Origin of the sequence: Pseudomonas sp. WS 5021, assembly GCF_012985535.1 — a bacterium.
Classification (GTDB): domain Bacteria; phylum Pseudomonadota; class Gammaproteobacteria; order Pseudomonadales; family Pseudomonadaceae; genus Aquipseudomonas.
Genome location: NZ_JAAQWP010000007.1, coordinates 98,406 through 113,944, shown reverse-complemented (window position 1 = coordinate 113,944; position 15,539 = coordinate 98,406). Strand labels below are relative to the sequence as shown.

The 15,539-nt window shown below is 63.0% G+C and carries 11 protein-coding genes and 1 pseudogene; 9 read left to right on the top strand and 3 right to left on the bottom strand.

All coding sequences use genetic code 11. The annotated features are described in order from the left end of the window. The first annotated feature begins 65 nt into the window (after positions 1–65). The 4 genes from HBO19_RS21510 (at position 66) to HBO19_RS21495 (ending at position 6,111) form a co-directional block, all read left to right on the top strand. Complete coding sequence (locus HBO19_RS21510; protein WP_170042987.1) at positions 66–680, top strand: biliverdin-producing heme oxygenase; 615 nt, start codon at positions 66–68, stop codon at positions 678–680. After that, entirely contained in the window at positions 677–2,914 is a 2,238-nt protein-coding gene (locus HBO19_RS21505; RefSeq protein ID WP_170058277.1) for an ATP-binding protein, read from the top strand. Before HBO19_RS21510 ends, HBO19_RS21505 begins: the two co-directional genes overlap by 4 nt. A gap of 113 nt (positions 2,915–3,027) precedes the next feature. Continuing rightward, positions 3,028–4,947: an alkaline phosphatase D family protein gene (locus HBO19_RS21500; RefSeq protein ID WP_170058276.1), complete on the top strand. Its 1,920-nt coding sequence runs from the start codon at positions 3,028–3,030 to the stop codon at positions 4,945–4,947. Positions 4,948–5,097: 150 nt separating this feature from the next. Continuing rightward, a complete protein-coding gene (locus tag HBO19_RS21495; RefSeq protein ID WP_170058275.1) occupies positions 5,098–6,111 on the top strand; it encodes a diguanylate cyclase in 1,014 nt (337 codons plus the stop codon). A 51-nt stretch (positions 6,112–6,162) separates the two neighbouring features. Here the strand turns inward: HBO19_RS21495 and HBO19_RS21490 are convergent, their stop codons facing one another. The 3 genes from HBO19_RS21490 to HBO19_RS21480 all read right to left on the bottom strand — a co-directional run bounded on the left by HBO19_RS21490 (position 6,163) and on the right by HBO19_RS21480 (position 10,973). Further along, on the bottom strand, positions 6,163–8,196 hold the full coding sequence (locus HBO19_RS21490) for a c-type cytochrome (protein WP_170058274.1): 2,034 nt from the start codon (positions 8,194–8,196) through the stop codon (positions 6,163–6,165). A 166-nt stretch (positions 8,197–8,362) separates the two neighbouring features. Next, complete coding sequence (locus tag HBO19_RS21485) at positions 8,363–9,970, bottom strand: 5-guanidino-2-oxopentanoate decarboxylase (protein ID WP_170058273.1); 1,608 nt, start codon at positions 9,968–9,970, stop codon at positions 8,363–8,365. A gap of 118 nt (positions 9,971–10,088) precedes the next feature. After that, on the bottom strand, positions 10,089–10,973 hold the full coding sequence (locus HBO19_RS21480) for a LysR substrate-binding domain-containing protein (RefSeq protein ID WP_029300234.1): 885 nt from the start codon (positions 10,971–10,973) through the stop codon (positions 10,089–10,091). A gap of 323 nt (positions 10,974–11,296) precedes the next feature. On the opposite strand from HBO19_RS21480, the pseudogene HBO19_RS21475 reads away from it, so the two are divergent. From HBO19_RS21475 to HBO19_RS21455, 5 genes and pseudogenes are all read left to right on the top strand, one after another. Then, positions 11,297–12,061, top strand: a pseudogene (locus HBO19_RS21475) (ATP-binding cassette domain-containing protein); the annotation flags it as partial. 47 nt (positions 12,062–12,108) lie between these two features. Further along, positions 12,109–12,882, top strand: coding sequence for a transporter substrate-binding domain-containing protein (locus HBO19_RS21470; protein WP_170058272.1), 774 nt, complete (start codon positions 12,109–12,111; stop codon positions 12,880–12,882). An 18-nt stretch (positions 12,883–12,900) separates the two neighbouring features. Next, positions 12,901–13,614 (top strand): ABC transporter permease subunit, encoded by a 714-nt coding sequence (locus HBO19_RS21465; RefSeq protein WP_169902072.1) that lies wholly within the window; start codon positions 12,901–12,903, stop codon positions 13,612–13,614. Between the two features lie 12 nt (positions 13,615–13,626). Then, positions 13,627–14,316: an ABC transporter permease subunit gene (locus HBO19_RS21460; RefSeq protein WP_057437876.1), complete on the top strand. Its 690-nt coding sequence runs from the start codon at positions 13,627–13,629 to the stop codon at positions 14,314–14,316. 21 nt (positions 14,317–14,337) lie between these two features. Further along, the gene (locus HBO19_RS21455) at positions 14,338–15,519 is read left to right on the top strand and encodes an aminotransferase class I/II-fold pyridoxal phosphate-dependent enzyme (RefSeq protein ID WP_170058271.1); all 1,182 of its coding nucleotides are present in this window, start codon (positions 14,338–14,340) and stop codon (positions 15,517–15,519) included. Positions 15,520–15,539: the final 20 nt, after the last annotated feature.

The window sequence follows — 15,539 nt, the reverse complement described above, 5'->3', positions numbered from 1 at the left end:
TGCGCCCCACCCTTATCCACGCGCCAGCCATGGCCTGCCCTGGCCCACCAGCTCGAGCTTATTGAATGCATCCACAGGCCCATGACGTTGGTGTGCCCTCCCTGCTTGAAGCCCTGCGTTCAGGCACAGGTCTGCTACACGTGGCCCTGGAAAAGCGCTTGCCGTTCTTTTCTGCACAACTGGATGCCGGCTGGTATCAGCGATTGCTTGAGGCTTACTACGGTTTTTACCGCCCAATGGAATCGCGACTGTACGACAGTGGCTTGATTCCCGTGGGATTCGACCAGGCCCTGCGGGTAAAGACGCCGACCTTGCACACCGACCTGAACGCCTTGGGCTTGGCCAACCAGGCAATTGCCGGGTTGCCCGTCTGCCCTGCGCTACCCCGCCTCGACACACCGGCCGCCTGCCTGGGGGCGCTGTATGTGCTGGAAGGCGCGACCCTCGGCGGCCAGGTGCTGCGCCGGGAGATGGCCCAACGCCTGGCGCTGGACGCCAGCAACGGCGGGGCCTTTCTCAATGTATACGGTGCCGAGACCGGTCGGCGCTGGAAAGATTTTCTCGACTATTTGGGCCACGTCCCGCTGGACGACCTCGGCCGTCAGCAGGCGGTGGACGCGGCCTGCTCGACATTCCGCTGCTTTGAGCAATGGCTCGACGGCCAGGAGGTATTGCTGTGAAACCCCAGGATTTTGAAGAATTACTTGCCAACTGCGCCGACGAGCCCATTCGTTTTCCCGGCGCGATCCAGCCCCATGGCGTGCTGCTGACCCTGCGCGAACCGGACCTGCAGATCGTGCAGGTCAGTGCCAACGTCGCCAGCCTGTTCAATCACCAGCCCGATGCCTTGCTCGGCCAGACACTGGACACGCTGCTGGGAGCGGAAAATGCCAACCTCGTGCAGCAGATGGCCAGCCAATCCAGTTTCATCGACGCCCCGGCGCTGCACGTCACGCTCAACGGCGCCGAGTTCGAGGGCCTGCTGCATCGCCACCAGGGCGTGCTGGTGCTGGAGTTCGAGCCGTTGCACAAGCATTTCCAGCCCAAGCCACAGAATGGCCGCACCAGTAACCTGGGCAAGATGTTGCAACGTTTGCAGTCGGCGAAAACCCTGCAAGCCTTGTACGAAATCAGCGTCAGTGAAATCCAGGCCATGACGGGCTACGACCGGGTGCTGATTTATCGCTTCGAAGAGGAAGGCCACGGCCAGGTCATCGCTGAAGCATCCGCGCCGTCCATGGAACTGTTCAACGGCCTGTTCTTCCCGGCGTCCGACATCCCGGAGCAGGCCCGCGAGCTGTACCGCACCAACTGGCTGCGGATCATCCCCAATGCCGACTACGAGCCGGTGCCACTGCTGCCCAAGCTACGCCCGGACACCGGGCAGCCCTTGGACTTGAGTTTCTCGACCCTGCGCAGCGTGTCGCCGATCCACTGCCAATACATGAAGAACATGGGCGTGCTGTCGTCCATGAGCATTTCCCTGATGAAGGGCGACAAGCTGTGGGGCCTGATCAGTTGCGGCAACCGCACGCCACTGCACGTGCCCAACGACTTGCGCACCACCTGCCAGACCATCGGCCAGGTGCTGTCCTTGCAGATCAGCGCCATGGAAGCCCTGGACACCAGCCGCCAGCGCGAGGAAAAGGTCGCGGCACTGGGCGTGCTCAACCAGGCGATGAACGCTGCCACCGACAATGTGTTCGATGGCCTGGCCCAATACCCGCAAGTGTTGATGGACCTGGCGCAGGCCGGTGGCGTGGCGATCATTGACGGCCAGCAACTGCACCGCTACGGCCACTGCCCGGAGCCGGCGCAGATCCGTGCGCTGCACAAATGGCTACAGGAAACCGGGCAACCGGTATTTGCCAGCCACCACCTGTCAGCGCTCTACCCGCCGGCGGCGGACTACCAGCCAGTGGCCAGCGGCGTCCTCGCCATGAGCCTGCCCAAGCCGGTGGACAATGGCGTGCTGTGGTTCCGTCCGGAAGTCAAAGAGAACATCCAGTGGAGTGGCGACCCGAAGAAACCGTTGGCCCTGGAAAAATCCGACACGGGCCTGCGCCTGCGCCCACGCACCTCGTTTGAAATCTGGAAAGTGGAAATGGCCGGCATCTCCACCAAGTGGAGCCACGGCGACCGTTTTGCCGCCAACGACCTGCGCCGTTCAGCCCTGGAAAACGACCTGTCACGCCAGGTCCTGCGCGAGCAGCAGGCAGTGCGTGCCCGTGATGAATTGGTGGCAGTGGTGTCCCACGACCTGCGCAACCCGATGACCATCATTTCGATGCTCTGCGGCATGATGCAAAAGGCCTTCAGCTCCGATGGCACCCATTCTTCGCGGCGTATTTCCTCGGCCATCGACACCATGCAGCAAGCCGCCGGACGCATGAATGTGTTGCTCGAAGATTTGCTCGACACCTCCAAGATCGAGGCCGGCCGCTACACCGTCAGGCCCGTGCAACTGGAGGTCAGCCAGATCTTTGAAGAGGCCTATGCGCTGCTCGCGCCACTGGCTCTGGCAAAGGGCGTCGACCTGTCGTTCAACGCCGAACCCGGCCTGCAAATCAATGCCGACCCGGAGCGCCTGTTCCAGGTGCTGTCGAACCTGATCGGCAACGCCATCAAGTTCACCCCACGCCTGGGCAATATCGGGATTTCGGCGATGAGCAATGGCGAGGAGATTGTATTTGCGGTGCGCGACTCCGGCGAAGGCATTGCCCCCGAGCAACTGCCCCACGTGTTTGACCGCTATTGGACCAAGGGCGAAAACAACCCGACGGGCAGTGGCCTGGGCTTGTACATCAGCCAGGGTATCGTCCAGGCCCACGGCGGGCGGATCGAGGCCGAAAGCGAACTGGGGCGAGGCAGCGAGTTTCGCTTTACCGTACCCAAGGTGGCGGGCTTGTGCTGACCGTTTTGTAGGCGCCGGCTTGCCGGCTCCTACAGGTGTTGGTTGCTTTGACAAAACACCGACATCCACTGCGTTAACCTAGCCAGTCCAATCCCGCACAGAGCCATGTTTTCATGCTGCAACCCGAGACTTTGCCCGCCGTCCTCGCCGGCCCCCTGTTGCGCCGCCTGGAGCCGGGGCGCCTGGTGTTGTGGCTGGTGGGCAGTCGCGCGCTGGCATTGACCCTGCGGCTGCAGTTCAGCCAGGACCAGCACCCATGCGTTCTGGATATTGAACTCGACGCCACCCGCTGCCAGGTGATCCCCGTGGGCCGCGCAGCCTTTATCCACCTGATCGATGTACCGCTGGCCACGCCGCTGCCCCAGGACGTCCCCATCAGCTACGACCTGCTGATCAATGATGGAGCCGGTATCATCCAATGGGCCCCGCACCTGCTGTACCCAGGTGCCAAGACCCCGGATTTCATCCTGCACAGCCGTATCCACCAGTTGCTGCACGGCTCTTGCCGCAAACCGCACCATTACGCCGATGAAGGCCTGCTTTGTGCCGATCGCCTGCTGGCCGCAGACCGCAGCCTGACCCAGCGTCCGGCCCTGTTGATGATGAGTGGCGACCAGGTGTACGCCGACGATGTGGCCGGGCCGATGCTGCGCGCCATCCACGGGCTGATTGCACGCCTGGGCCTGTTCGACGAGCACCTCGATGGCGCCGTGGTGGACGACAGCGCCAAGCTCTACGACCACCCCGCCAGCTACTACCATCGCGCGGACCTGCTGCCGGCCCTGGAAAGCAACGAGACCCTGCGCGAACGCTTTTTTGGCGGGGTGAAAAAACCCATCTTCACCAGCAGCACCGCCGACAACCACCTGGTGACTTTTGCCGAACTCATGGCGATGTACCTGCTGGCCTGGTCGCCGACACCCTGGACCCTGATCGCCGCACAACCTCCCAGCGGGCTCACGCCCAAAGAACAGGAGCGCTACGCCCGCGAGCAGGTGCCTGTGGATAAGTTTCGCGACGGCCTGGGTGGAGTGGCCCGGGTGTTCGCCCATGTGCCATGCCTGATGATCTTCGATGATCACGACATCACCGATGACTGGAACCTCAGCGCCCAATGGGAACAGACCGCCTATGGCCACCCGTTCTCCAAGCGCATCATCGGCAACGCGCTGCTCGCCTATATGCTCTGCCAGGGCTGGGGCAATAACCCCGATGCCTTCGCCCAACTCGTGGAAAAAACCCTGGCCCTGACGGCAACTGCCCAGGACCACGCCAACCATTTGTCCGCGCCCGCCCAGGACCAGTTGCTCGAAGACCTCCTGAAGTTCCAGCAGTGGCACTACGTGCTGCCCACCACCCCGGCGCTGGTGGTCATCGACACCCGCACACGGCGCTGGCGCAGCGAATCCACGCTCAAGCAACCCTCCGGCCTGCTGGACTGGGAAGCCTTGAGCGAGCTGCAACAGGAACTGCTCGACCACCCTTCGGCGATCATCGTATCGCCCGCGCCGATCTTCGGCGTCAAGCTGATCGAGACGGTGCAGAAAGTCTTCAGTTGGTGCGGCTACCCACTGTTGGTCGATGCAGAAAACTGGATGGCCCACCGGGGCGCCGCGCAGGTGATCCTGAATATCTTCCGCCACTCCCGAACCCCGGGTAACTACGTGATTCTGTCGGGGGATGTGCATTACTCGTTCGTCTACAAAGTACTGATCCGCCAGCGTAATGCCGGGCCGCACATCTGGCAGATCACCAGCAGTGGCATCAAGAACCAATTCCCGCCGCGCCTGCTGGAATGGTTCGATCGCCTCAATCGCTGGCTGTACTCACCCCGTTCGCCCCTGAACTGGCTCACCCGCCGTCGCCGCATGCAGGTGGTGCCGTACATCCCGGCACATGCCGAAGCCGGCGAACGCCTGTGGAACAGTGCGGGCATTGGCCAGGTGTTTTTCAACGAGCAGGGCCAGCCCGAGGCGATTTACCAGCACAACGCCAACGGGACGCCACCCACGCGCATGCTGGAACCGCAATAGCCCAGCCGGCGCCAATAATGGCGTTTAGCCACACTTTCATCGCCCCTTCTAAGCCGGCAAACCTCGTTGTACAGTACGCGCAGCCACGGAGTATCGGCGTTAACACCTGACTGGCCACAGTGAGCCAGCATCCTCGCAGGGAGCGCGCAGATGGGCGATACATCCGATTTTGATCCGTTGAAAAGTGAGCTTTTCGACGTCAACGCCGACCTGGTCCATGCCATCATGGAACTGGTCAGCGATGGAATCTGGGACTGGGATGCCAACACCGGGTTTGTCTATCGCAACCCCGGCTGGTACGAAATGCTGGGCTACGATCACCACTCCCTGGAAAACACGGTGTTCACCTGGGAAAGCGTGATCCACCCCGACGATTACCCCCATGTGATGAAACTCTTCGACGACTACATCAACAGTCGCACCCCCCTTTATCAGGCCGAATATCGCTGTCGCAAAAAAGACGGCACCTGGTTGTGGATCGAAGACCGAGGCTACATCATCGCCCGCAACCCCGATGGCTCGGTGTGGCGCATGGTCGGCGCCCACCGCAGCATTCATCAACGCAAACGTTCCCTGGAACAGCTCGAGCGGCGCAACCAATCCCTTGAAGCGCTGGTAGCCGAACGCACCCGCGAACTGTCGCGGGTCAACCAGCAACTGCAGTTGCAACTGGACGAAAACCGCTCCCTGGCCGAGCGCGATACCTTGACCCGGATTGCCAACCGCTATCGCCTGGAAAAAGTCCTGTTCGAGGAGTGCGAGCGCGCCCAGCGGTTTCGCCTGCCGTTGGCGGTGATTGCCATGGATGTCGATGATTTCAAGCCCATCAACGACCAGCACGGTCACGCCGTAGGTGATGCCACGCTGTTGCGGGTGGTCGAACGCCTGGAACACTGCGTGCGCCAGGGCGACCTGCTCGCGCGCTGGGGAGGCGATGAGTTCATGGTGGTCCTGCCCAAAAGCACCATGGAAACCGCCAGGAAGCTGGCCGAGCGCATCCGCCAGGCCATTCACGACATCCCCCCCGTGGGCGATTTCAAGGTGACCTTGAGCCTGGGGCTGGCGCAACGCCTCCCTGACGAGCCCCCCACCAACCTGATGGCCCGGGCAGACCAGGCGCTGTACCGGTCCAAGGCAGCGGGCAAGGACCGGGTTTCACAGTAACCGCGCACAGGCTCCGACAGTCCGCACTACACCAGACTGTAGGAGCCCAGATCAGTAACGCGCGTCCACCGGCTTACCGCCGTTCGGCCAGTCCTTCACCTTGTCCGGGAAGTCAGGGCGTGGTTTTTGCGAGAAGTAGGCAGCGACGTCTACCGCTTCCTGGTCCGACAAGCCGCCCTGGCCCAGTGGGAATTTCTCGTGGAAGCCGATCGGCATGTTGCGTTTGACGAACGCTGCCGCCGTGTAGGTGCGGGCCATGCCGGCGCCGATGTTGAAGGACTGATCGCCCCACAACGGTGGGTACACCAGGCTGCCGTCGGCGCGGGCCAGGCCCTCGCCGTCGTTGCCGTGGCACACCGCGCATTGCTTGGCGTAGACCTGCTCGCCATTGGCCAGGTCGGGCTTGATGGCCGGGTCGATCTTGCCTACGCCACGGCCGGGGACTTTGTCCTCGGGCTTGGTGTTGTTTTTCATCCAGTCGAAGTACGCCACCATCGCCTGCATGTCCGCCGATTGTGGTGGCACGGGCTTGCCATTCATCGAGCGGCGGAAGCAACCGTTGATGCGCTCTTCCAGGCTCACCACCTTGCCAGCACGCGGGGCGTAACTGGGGAAGAATGCCGACACACCCACGAACGGCGAACCATCAGCCACAGTGCCAGCGTTGAGATGGCAACTGGTGCAGTTCAGCGAGTTGCCGACATTCTCGGGCAGCAGTTCCTTGGTTTGCAGGTGCAGGCGCATGCCGCGTACCACCTGGTCGGCATTCGGCGCCGCCAGCAGGTTGGCCAGGCGCGGCGTCTCGAACGCCGAGGAGTCGGTGCTGACCGGGTTGAGCTGGTCACGCATTTTCTTCACCTGGGCGGTGCTGATTGGCGTGCCTTCGTTACCCCAGCGCGTGCGCACAAAGGTGAGGATTTCCGCTACTTCGTTATTCCCCAGGCGTGCGAAGCCCGGCATGGTGTAGACCCGGGGATGGGCGGCGGTCTCGGCGGTTTCCCAACCGGTGAGGGTGATGTGCAGCAGCGAGGTCGGGTTGCTGGCCATCACGCCGGCGTTGCCGGCCAATGCCGGGAACAGGCCCTTCACGCCCGCGCCGTCGCTGCGGTGGCAATCGCTGCAAAACTGCATATAGCCCAGGCCGCCCCGGCTGGTGAACAAGTCCTTGGGCAGTTCGACAGGGCCTTTGGCGACAGCCGGCATCGGCAAGTCGTCCTTGCCCGGTGGCAGGGATTTGAGATACGTCGCAATGGCCGTCAGGTCGGCATCCGTGAAGTGCTGGGTGCTGTGACGGATCACGTCCACCATGTTGCCCGACACGGTGGCAAAGCGGTTCTGCCCGGTCTTGAGCAACTGCACGGTGTCTGGCACCGTCCACAGGTTACGCAGGCTCAAGGCACGCCAGTGTTCGACGGTTTCCCCGCCCAGGTAGTGCTCGCCGCCGCTGCCGGTGTCGCTCATGGCTTTTTCCTGGAAGGCGATACCCCGCGGGGTATGGCACGAGCCGCAGTGGCCGAGGCCCTGGACCAGATAGGCGCCGCGGTTGAGCACGGCATCCCGGGCCGGGTCGGGCTGGAACGGTTGTTTGTCGAGGAACATGAAATTCCACAACGCCAGGCCCCAGCGCTGGTTGAACGGGAAGCCCATGTCTGCCTCAAGGTTGACCTTTTTCACCGGCTCGACGGCTTGCATCAGGTAGGCGAACAGGGCCCGCATGTCCTCTTCGCTCATCTTCGCGTAGGACGGATACGGCATCGCCGGGTACAGGTTCATGCCGGCCGGTGTCACGCCTTCGCGCATCACGCGGTCGAACTGTTCGAAGCTGTATTGACCAATCCCGGTCTCACGGTCCGGGGTGATGTTGCTGGAGTAGATGGTGCCCATGGGCGTGTTCAGCTCCAGGCCACCCGCCATCTCGGCGCCTTGCTTGGCGGTGTGGCAGGCGATGCAGTCACCCAGTTGGGCAACGTATTTGCCCTGGGCGATCAGTTCGGTATCGGGTTTGGCGGGTTCGTTGGCGTGCAGGGGAAGCGCAAGACACAGCGTCGCCCCCATCAAGGCCAAACGTGACAGAGAAAGGGCCATCGCATTATTCCTTTAATAACCTGGCCTGGGGGTTGGCCCCTGGGTACAGGTTTTGTCTTCGTTTTTATGAGGTCATCAGGCGGATAACCGGGGCTGGGTAAGCCCCGGTTGTGTTGTAGCGGATTTTCGATGGTGGCCCGTTGATATGGATCAGGGCCGAAGCGCTTCAGGCGTTTTGCAGGTAGTGCGCAGCGTCGAGTTCGATCATCACCGGCTGAGGGGTGGCGGCCAGGCTTTGCAACAACGCGTGCAAGGCCTGTGGCGTGTCGGCCATGTGGTGGGCGACGTGGCAACTGCGGGCCATCGCGGCAAAGTCCGGGGTCAGGATATCCACCCCCAGCGGCGTGATTTCCCGGGCCTGCATATAGTCCCGGATCTCGCCGTAGCACTGGTTGTTCCACACCACCAGGATCACGCCGATGCCGGCCTCGCGGGCCGCGATCAGTTCGTTGCTGGCAAACTGCAGGCCGCCATCGCCCACCAGCGCCACCACCGATCGCTCGGGCTTGGCCAGCTTGGCGCCGATTGCCGCTGGCAATCCGTAGCCGAGGGTGCCGTAGCCGGTTCCGGCATTAAACCAACTGTTGGCAGCCGGGGCCTGGTAGCCCACCGCGCCCTGGTACACCGGCTGGGTCGAATCGCCGACGATCAGCGGGTCGACCAGGCTGTCGCGCAGCAGGTCCAGCAAGCCTTGCAGCCCCTGCTGCTTGGCATTCCACGTCTCGCGCTCCAGGCGGTTGACGCGCTGCACGCTGTCCTGCGCCCAACGCCCGCTCGGCGCCGGCGGACTGACCTCATCCAGCAGCGCCTGCAACCCTTCGCGGGCATCGCCCACCAGCCCGACATGGGCGCGTTGCACGCCCATGACTTGCATCGGGTCGATATCCAGGCGGATCAGCGGCGCCTTGAATTTCAGTGGGCCAAGGCCGAAGAAATCGTAGTCGGTTTCTCCCAGTTCAGTGCCCACGGCGAGGATCACATCGGCCTCGTCAAACAACGAACGGCCATGCCTGGAAGACTGCACGCCGTCCAGCAACAACGGGTGGCCCATGGGCAGCAAGCCACGGGCATTGGTGGTCAGGGCCACCGGCGCTTGCAGGCGTTCGGCCAGTTGCTGCAAGACTTCGGCGCAATCACGGGCGCCGCCGCCGGCGAGGATCAGCGGCCGCCGCGCCTCATTGAGCAGGCTCAACGCCGCCCGCAGCGAGGCCGGCGCCGGGGCCGGGGCGCCTGGCAGGCTGCGGGGCATCAGGTTGAGGTCCACGGCGGGCATGTCCAGCACATCCAGGGGGATTTCCAGATGCACCGGGCGTGGGCGCGCGCACTTGAACACGGCGAAGGCGCGGGCCAGCAATTCCGGCAATTGCTCCGGCGATTGCAGGGTATGGCTGAACGCACACACACCAGCGACCATCGCGCGCTGATCCGGCAGCTCGTGCAGATGCCCGTGGCCCAGGCGCAGGTGTTCGCGGCGGTTGGTGGTGGAAATCACCAGCATCGGCACCGAGTCGGCATAGGCCTGGCCCATGGCGGTCAGAATATTGGTCATGCCGGGGCCGGTGATGATGAAACACACCCCCGGCTTGCCGCTGGCGCGGGCGTAGCCGTCGGCCATAAAGCCGGCGCCCTGCTCATGGCGCGGGCTGACATGGCGCAGGCGGCTGCCGTGCAGGCCGCGATAGAGCTCGACGGTGTGCACGCCGGGGATACCGAACACGGTATCTACCCCATAACCTTCCAGCAGGCGAACCAGGGACTGGGCGCAGGTGGTCATTGCTCATTTCCTTCTTATTGTTCTGTGTCGATTGGCCAGACCTTAGGACGCGCTCGGAGGGCGGACAAGCAAAAAATTTACCGGCCATTGGCAAAAAAAATTCACGGATTGCCGCGCGTCAAAGCCCGCCACCCAGCTGCGATTTCACCCACTCGCCAAATGCCTGTACCACCGGGCGCTCGACTTTCTGGTGATCGGCCACCAGGTAATAGCCACGGTTGGATTCGATCTCGGTCTCGAACGGCCGCACCAGCAAGCCCCTGGCCAGGGCCTCGCCGCTGATCAGGTTGTCGCCCATGGCGATGCCCTGGCTGGCGATGCACGCCGACTGCACAAAGTGCGCATCGGCAAACACGATGCCGCGCTGCACATCGACATTCGGTGCACCGGCGGCGGCCAGCCAAACGCGCCAGTCGGAGTAGTCGATCATATGCAGCAACGGCGCACCGGCCAGGTGCTCCGGGTTCTTCAGGCCGCCCATGGTGTTGACCAGGCGCGGGCTGCACACCGGGAAGTAGCGCAGCGAGACGATCTTCTGCACATGCTGGTTGGGCCAGTCGCCCATGCCGTAGGCGATAAACAGGTCGGCGCCGTGGTCGCTGGTGTCGTCCGGGGTGCGCGGAGAAATCAGGTGCAGTTCGACCTGTGGATAAAGTGCCTGGAAGTCGGCGATATGGGTGCACAACCAATAGGTGGCAAACCCCGCCGGGCTGCTGATACACAGGCGCCCGCTGACCTGCTGGCCATCGAAACGCTGCCCGGCCTCGAGGATATTGGCCAGCAGCCCGTGGATATCCCGGGCATAGCGCTCGCCCTGCCAGGTGATGCGGATATTGCGCCCGGTGCGCTCGGTCAGGGCAAAACCCAGGGTCTGTTCCAGGCTCTTGATCTGGTGGCTGATGGCGCTGGGGGTGAGGTTCAGCTCGGTCGCGGCCTCGGACACGCTGCCCAGCCGGGCCACCGCGTCCAGCGCCCGCAAGGCGGTCATGGAGGGGTAACGCATGGATGTTCACCTGCTCAAAGATACCCGCACCATAGCCGCAATCGCGCCTGAGACATAGCCGCCGACGCGCGGGACAGTTGAATTAAATTTCAATATCGAGCGAAAAATGCTCGATTGACCTCAAGTGGCCAGTGGCTATTCTCGAACTGCATCACGGCATTCCAAGACTGGCCGGCGATGGTCGTCAGCGATGACGTGGGCATTCTGGATAAACGCGGTGTTCTGGCGTTTTTCGCTGGCAAGCCAGCTCCTACAGGGGGCGGTGTCCAGGTTGATCAATTTACAAAAATAAAGAGGGAAAACCCTTGAACCCAGTCACCCCGGTGGTCGCCATCGATGCTCTGCACAAGAGCTATGCCGCGCACCATGTTCTCAAAGGCATTTCCCTGCGCGCCAATGAAGGCGATGTGGTGTCGCTGATCGGCTCCAGCGGTTCGGGCAAAAGCACCCTGCTGCGTTGCATCAACCTCCTGGAAATCCCCTGCAGCGGCAGCCTGCGCATCAACGGCGAAGAAGTGCGCCTGAAAAAGGACCGCGCCGGCAACCCGCTGATCGCCGATCCTGACCAGGTGGCACGCCTGCGCACGCAACTGGGCATGGTGTTCCAGAGCTTCAACCTGTGGCCCCACCGCACCGTGCTGGAAAATGTCATCGAAGCACCGGTGTATGTGTTGGGTGAAGACCGCAAGGACGCCATCGCCCACGCCGAGCACCTGCTGGAAAAAGTCGGCCTGGCCAGCAAGCGCGATACCTTCCCCGCCTTCCTGTCCGGCGGCCAGCAACAGCGCGTGGCCATCGCCCGCGCCCTGGCCATGCGCCCGCGCGTATTGCTGATGGATGAACCCACCTCGGCCCTCGACCCGGAACTGGTCGGCGAAGTGCTGAAGGTGATCCAGGGCATCGCCGAAGAAGGCCGCACCATGATCCTCGTCACCCACGAAATGGCGTTTGCCCGCGATGTATCGAGCAAGGTCATGTTTTTGCACCAAGGGTTGGTTGAAGAAGAAGGCACGCCCCAGCAAGTCTTCCACAACCCCACCAGCGAGCGTTGCCGCCAGTTCGTCATGGCCCAGGACAATCGCGTTTGAACTGCCGCTTCCATCCTTCAAAACAATAACTTCGAAAGGGTCAAGCCATGCATAACTCTCTGAAATCCCTCGCCGCCGGCTGCGTGCTCGCCGTGCTGTCCCACAGTGCAATTGCCGCCGAGAAAATCGTCTTCGGCATCGCCCTGGAACCCTACCCGCCGTTCTCCGAAAAAGCCGGCAATGGCGCCTGGAGCGGCTTCGAGCCGGACCTGATCAAGGCCCTGTGCGAACGCCTGCGAGCCCAGTGCCCGCTCAAGGAAGTGTCCTGGGACGGTTTGATCCCGGCGCTGCAATCGAGCCAGATCGACGTGATCCTCAACTCCCTGAGCATCACCGAGGAGCGCGAAAAGGTCATCGCCTTTACTGCCCCGTACTACCAGACCCCGGCCATGTGGGTCGCCGACAAAAGCCTGGATCTGGTCACCACCCCCGAAGGCCTCAAGGGCAAGCTGATCGGCGTGCAGGGCTCGACCTCCAACGCCACTTACCTCAAAGCCTACTACGCCAAGGGCTCGACCCTGCGCTACTACAACACCCAGGACGACATGACCGCCGACCTGCAAAGCGGGCGGATCGACGTGATGCTCGCCGACGCCCTGACCATCGAGCCGATGCTCAAGTCTGATGCCGGCAGCGGCCTGGCCGACAAGGGCCTGGCGCCCAAAGACCCGCTGTTTGGGTCCGGCATCGGTGCCGCAGTGCGCAAGGGTGACGACAGCCTGCGCGAGCAGCTCAACACCGCACTGGCGGCGCTCAAGGCTGACGGCACCTACGACAAAATTCGCAGCCGCTATTTCAGCGTCGATATTTCCGCGCAATAACGTCCAACGGAACGCGCCATGATTTCTTTGTCCGAACTCACCCAGCTGTTCGTCGCCGATGGCTGGCTCAACGCCCTGCTCCAGGGGGCGGTGGTGACCTTACAGATTTCCGCCGGGGCCTTTGTGCTGGGCCTGGGCATCGGCCTGCTGGTGGCCATGATCAAGCTCAAGGGCCCACGCTGGATGGTGCGCCTGGCCAACCTGTACACCACGCTGTACCGCGCGGTGCCGGAGCTGCTGCTGATTTTGCTGCTGTATTACGCCGGCACCGACCTGCTGAACATGGCGATGGCCGCCATGGGCCGCGAGAGCGTGACGGTCAACGGTTTTATCGCCGCCGTGCTGGTGCTGGGCATCGTCCAGGGCGCGTATTCGGCAGAGATCATTCGCGGCGCGATCCAGGCCATTCCCGTGGGCCAACTGGAAGCGGCGCGGGCCTTTGGCATTGAGCGCTGGCTGCTGGTGCGCCGGGTGTTGCTGCCGAGCATGTTGCCGTTTGCCATGGCCGGCCTGTCAAACCTGTGGCTGGTGCTGGTCAAGGACAGCGCGCTGATCAGCATCGTCGGCTACAGCGAGTTGCTCTCGGTGGGCAAACAGGCGGCCGGTTCCACCAAGCATTACCTGGTGTTCTACCTGGCGGTGGCGGCGGTGTATTTCATCATCACCCTGATTTCCAACGGCGCCTTCCGGGTGTTCGAGCGACGGATCAACCGCTGGATGCCGCAGCACTAAGGAGCGCAGCCGATGGACTTTTCATGGATCAACAGTTTTGGCAACGAACTGCTGCACGGCCTGGGCATCACCCTGAAGTTGCTGGCCTTGTCCGGGGTGTTTGGCTTCTTGCTGGCGGTGCTGGTGGCGTTGGGGCGCTTGTCGTCCAACCCACTGATCAGCGGGCCGTTGCGCGCCTATACCGCAGTATTCCGGGGCACGCCGCTGCTGGTGCAGATCTACATCCTGTATTACGGCGTGGGCAGCGTGTTTGCCAGCTACCCGCTGATTCGCGGCAGTTTCCTCTGGCCGTACTTGCGTGAAGGTTTCTGGTACGTGGCCCTGGCGCTGATTTTGTGTGTCGGCGCCTATGTCGGCGAAGTACTGCGCGGTGCCCTGCGCGCCGTGCCACGGGGCGAACTGGAAGCGGCGCGGGCGTTTGGCATGAAGCGCCTGATGGTGCTGCGCCGGGTCTGGTTGCCACGGGCCCTGGAGTTGGTCAAGCCGACGCTGGTGGGCGAAACCGTGCTGCTGCTCAAGGCGACTGCGCTGGCCTCCACCGTGGCCGTCACCGACCTGCTCGGCGCCGCCAACCTGGTGCGGGCACAGACGCTGCGGGTGTATGAGCCCCTGTTGGCGGTGGCGGTGATCTACATTGTCCTGGCGTTCGTGATCGAACACGTCTTCTCGCGCTGGGGCAAAGTCCCGCAGCGCCAGGCTTGAATCAATTTTAGGAGAACAAGGATGCGTTATTCACCGTTTGTCGAGCGCATTAGTGGCGAGTCCGTCAGCGCCTGGGATATTCACTACGCGGCCGTCGAAGCCCGTGGCCGTGGCGAAGATGTGATTGTGTTGAGCGTCGGCGATCCCGACTTCGCCACCGCCAGTGCCATCTGCGAAACCGCCGTCGACGCCCTGCGCGCCGGCGACACCCATTACACCCACGTCCTCGGCCGACCGGCTCTGCGCGAGGCGATTGCGGCCAAGCAAAGCCGTCTGCAAGGCATTGGCGTACACGCCGATAACGTGGCCCTGGTGGCCGGTGCGCAAAACGGCCTGTTCGCCACCTCGTTGTGCCTGTTCAGCCATGGCGACGAAGTGCTGGTGCCGGAGCCGATGTACCTGACCTATGAGGCGTGCATCCACGCCTCCGGTGCGCGCATCGCGACCATCGAGCAACCGGCGGCCAACGGCTTTCGCCTGACCCGCGCGGCCCTGGAAAAAGCCATTAGCGCCAAGACCCGGGGCATTGCCCTGGCCACGCCGTGCAACCCCACCGGGAACGTCTACAGCCGTGAAGAGCTGGAGTTGGTGGCGGAAGTCGCCCGCGAGCATGACTTGTGGGTGATTTCCGATGAGGTCTACGGCCAGATCACTTACGACCAGCCGCACCTGAGCATCGCCTCGCTGCCGGGCATGGCCGAGCGCACCGTGGTGCTCAACAGCCTGTCGAAAACCCACGCCATGACCGGCTGGCGCGTGGGTTGGGTGGTGGCGCCGACCACATTGGTCGGCCACCTGGATAACCTGCTGCTGTGCATGCTCTATGGCTTGCCGGGGTTTATCCAGGAAGCGGCGATCAAGGCCCTGGAACTGGATGACGAGGTGGTGAGCGACGCGCGCACCGTGTATCGCCGCCGGCGTGACCTGGTGGTGGCCGGTCTGGGTGACATCGCCGACCTTGATTGCCGGGTACCGCAGGCCGGGATGTTCATGCTGGTGGACGTGCGCCGGACGGGGCTGTCGAGCATGGACTTTGCCTGGCAGCTGTTCCGCGCCACCGGGGTGTCGGTGCTCGATGCCCAGGCGTTTGGCGCCAGTGCCGAAGGCTTTGTGCGCATCTCCTTTACCGTCGCCGACGACACCCTCAAAGACGCTTGCCAGCGGATTGCCGGGTTTGTCGAGGGCCTGCGCGCCAACCGCTGATTCTGTGAACACTGGGCTTT

What these genes read in the sequence shown, in the direction of transcription:
- HBO19_RS21510 (WP_170042987.1), top strand. Translation starts at nt 66, where the DNA reads ATGCATCCACAGGCCCATGACGTTGGTGTGCCCTCCCTGCTTGAAGCC.
- HBO19_RS21480 (WP_029300234.1), bottom strand. Translation starts at nt 10,973, where the DNA reads ATGCGTTACCCCTCCATGACCGCCTTGCGGGCGCTGGACGCGGTGGCC.
- HBO19_RS21470 (WP_170058272.1), top strand. Translation starts at nt 12,109, where the DNA reads ATGCATAACTCTCTGAAATCCCTCGCCGCCGGCTGCGTGCTCGCCGTG.
- HBO19_RS21455 (WP_170058271.1), top strand. Translation starts at nt 14,338, where the DNA reads ATGCGTTATTCACCGTTTGTCGAGCGCATTAGTGGCGAGTCCGTCAGC.
- HBO19_RS21465 (WP_169902072.1), top strand. Translation starts at nt 12,901, where the DNA reads ATGATTTCTTTGTCCGAACTCACCCAGCTGTTCGTCGCCGATGGCTGG.
- HBO19_RS21490 (WP_170058274.1), bottom strand. Translation starts at nt 8,196, where the DNA reads ATGGCCCTTTCTCTGTCACGTTTGGCCTTGATGGGGGCGACGCTGTGT.
- HBO19_RS21485 (WP_170058273.1), bottom strand. Translation starts at nt 9,970, where the DNA reads ATGACCACCTGCGCCCAGTCCCTGGTTCGCCTGCTGGAAGGTTATGGG.
- HBO19_RS21500 (WP_170058276.1), top strand. Translation starts at nt 3,028, where the DNA reads ATGCTGCAACCCGAGACTTTGCCCGCCGTCCTCGCCGGCCCCCTGTTG.
- HBO19_RS21495 (WP_170058275.1), top strand. Translation starts at nt 5,098, where the DNA reads ATGGGCGATACATCCGATTTTGATCCGTTGAAAAGTGAGCTTTTCGAC.
- HBO19_RS21460 (WP_057437876.1), top strand. Translation starts at nt 13,627, where the DNA reads ATGGACTTTTCATGGATCAACAGTTTTGGCAACGAACTGCTGCACGGC.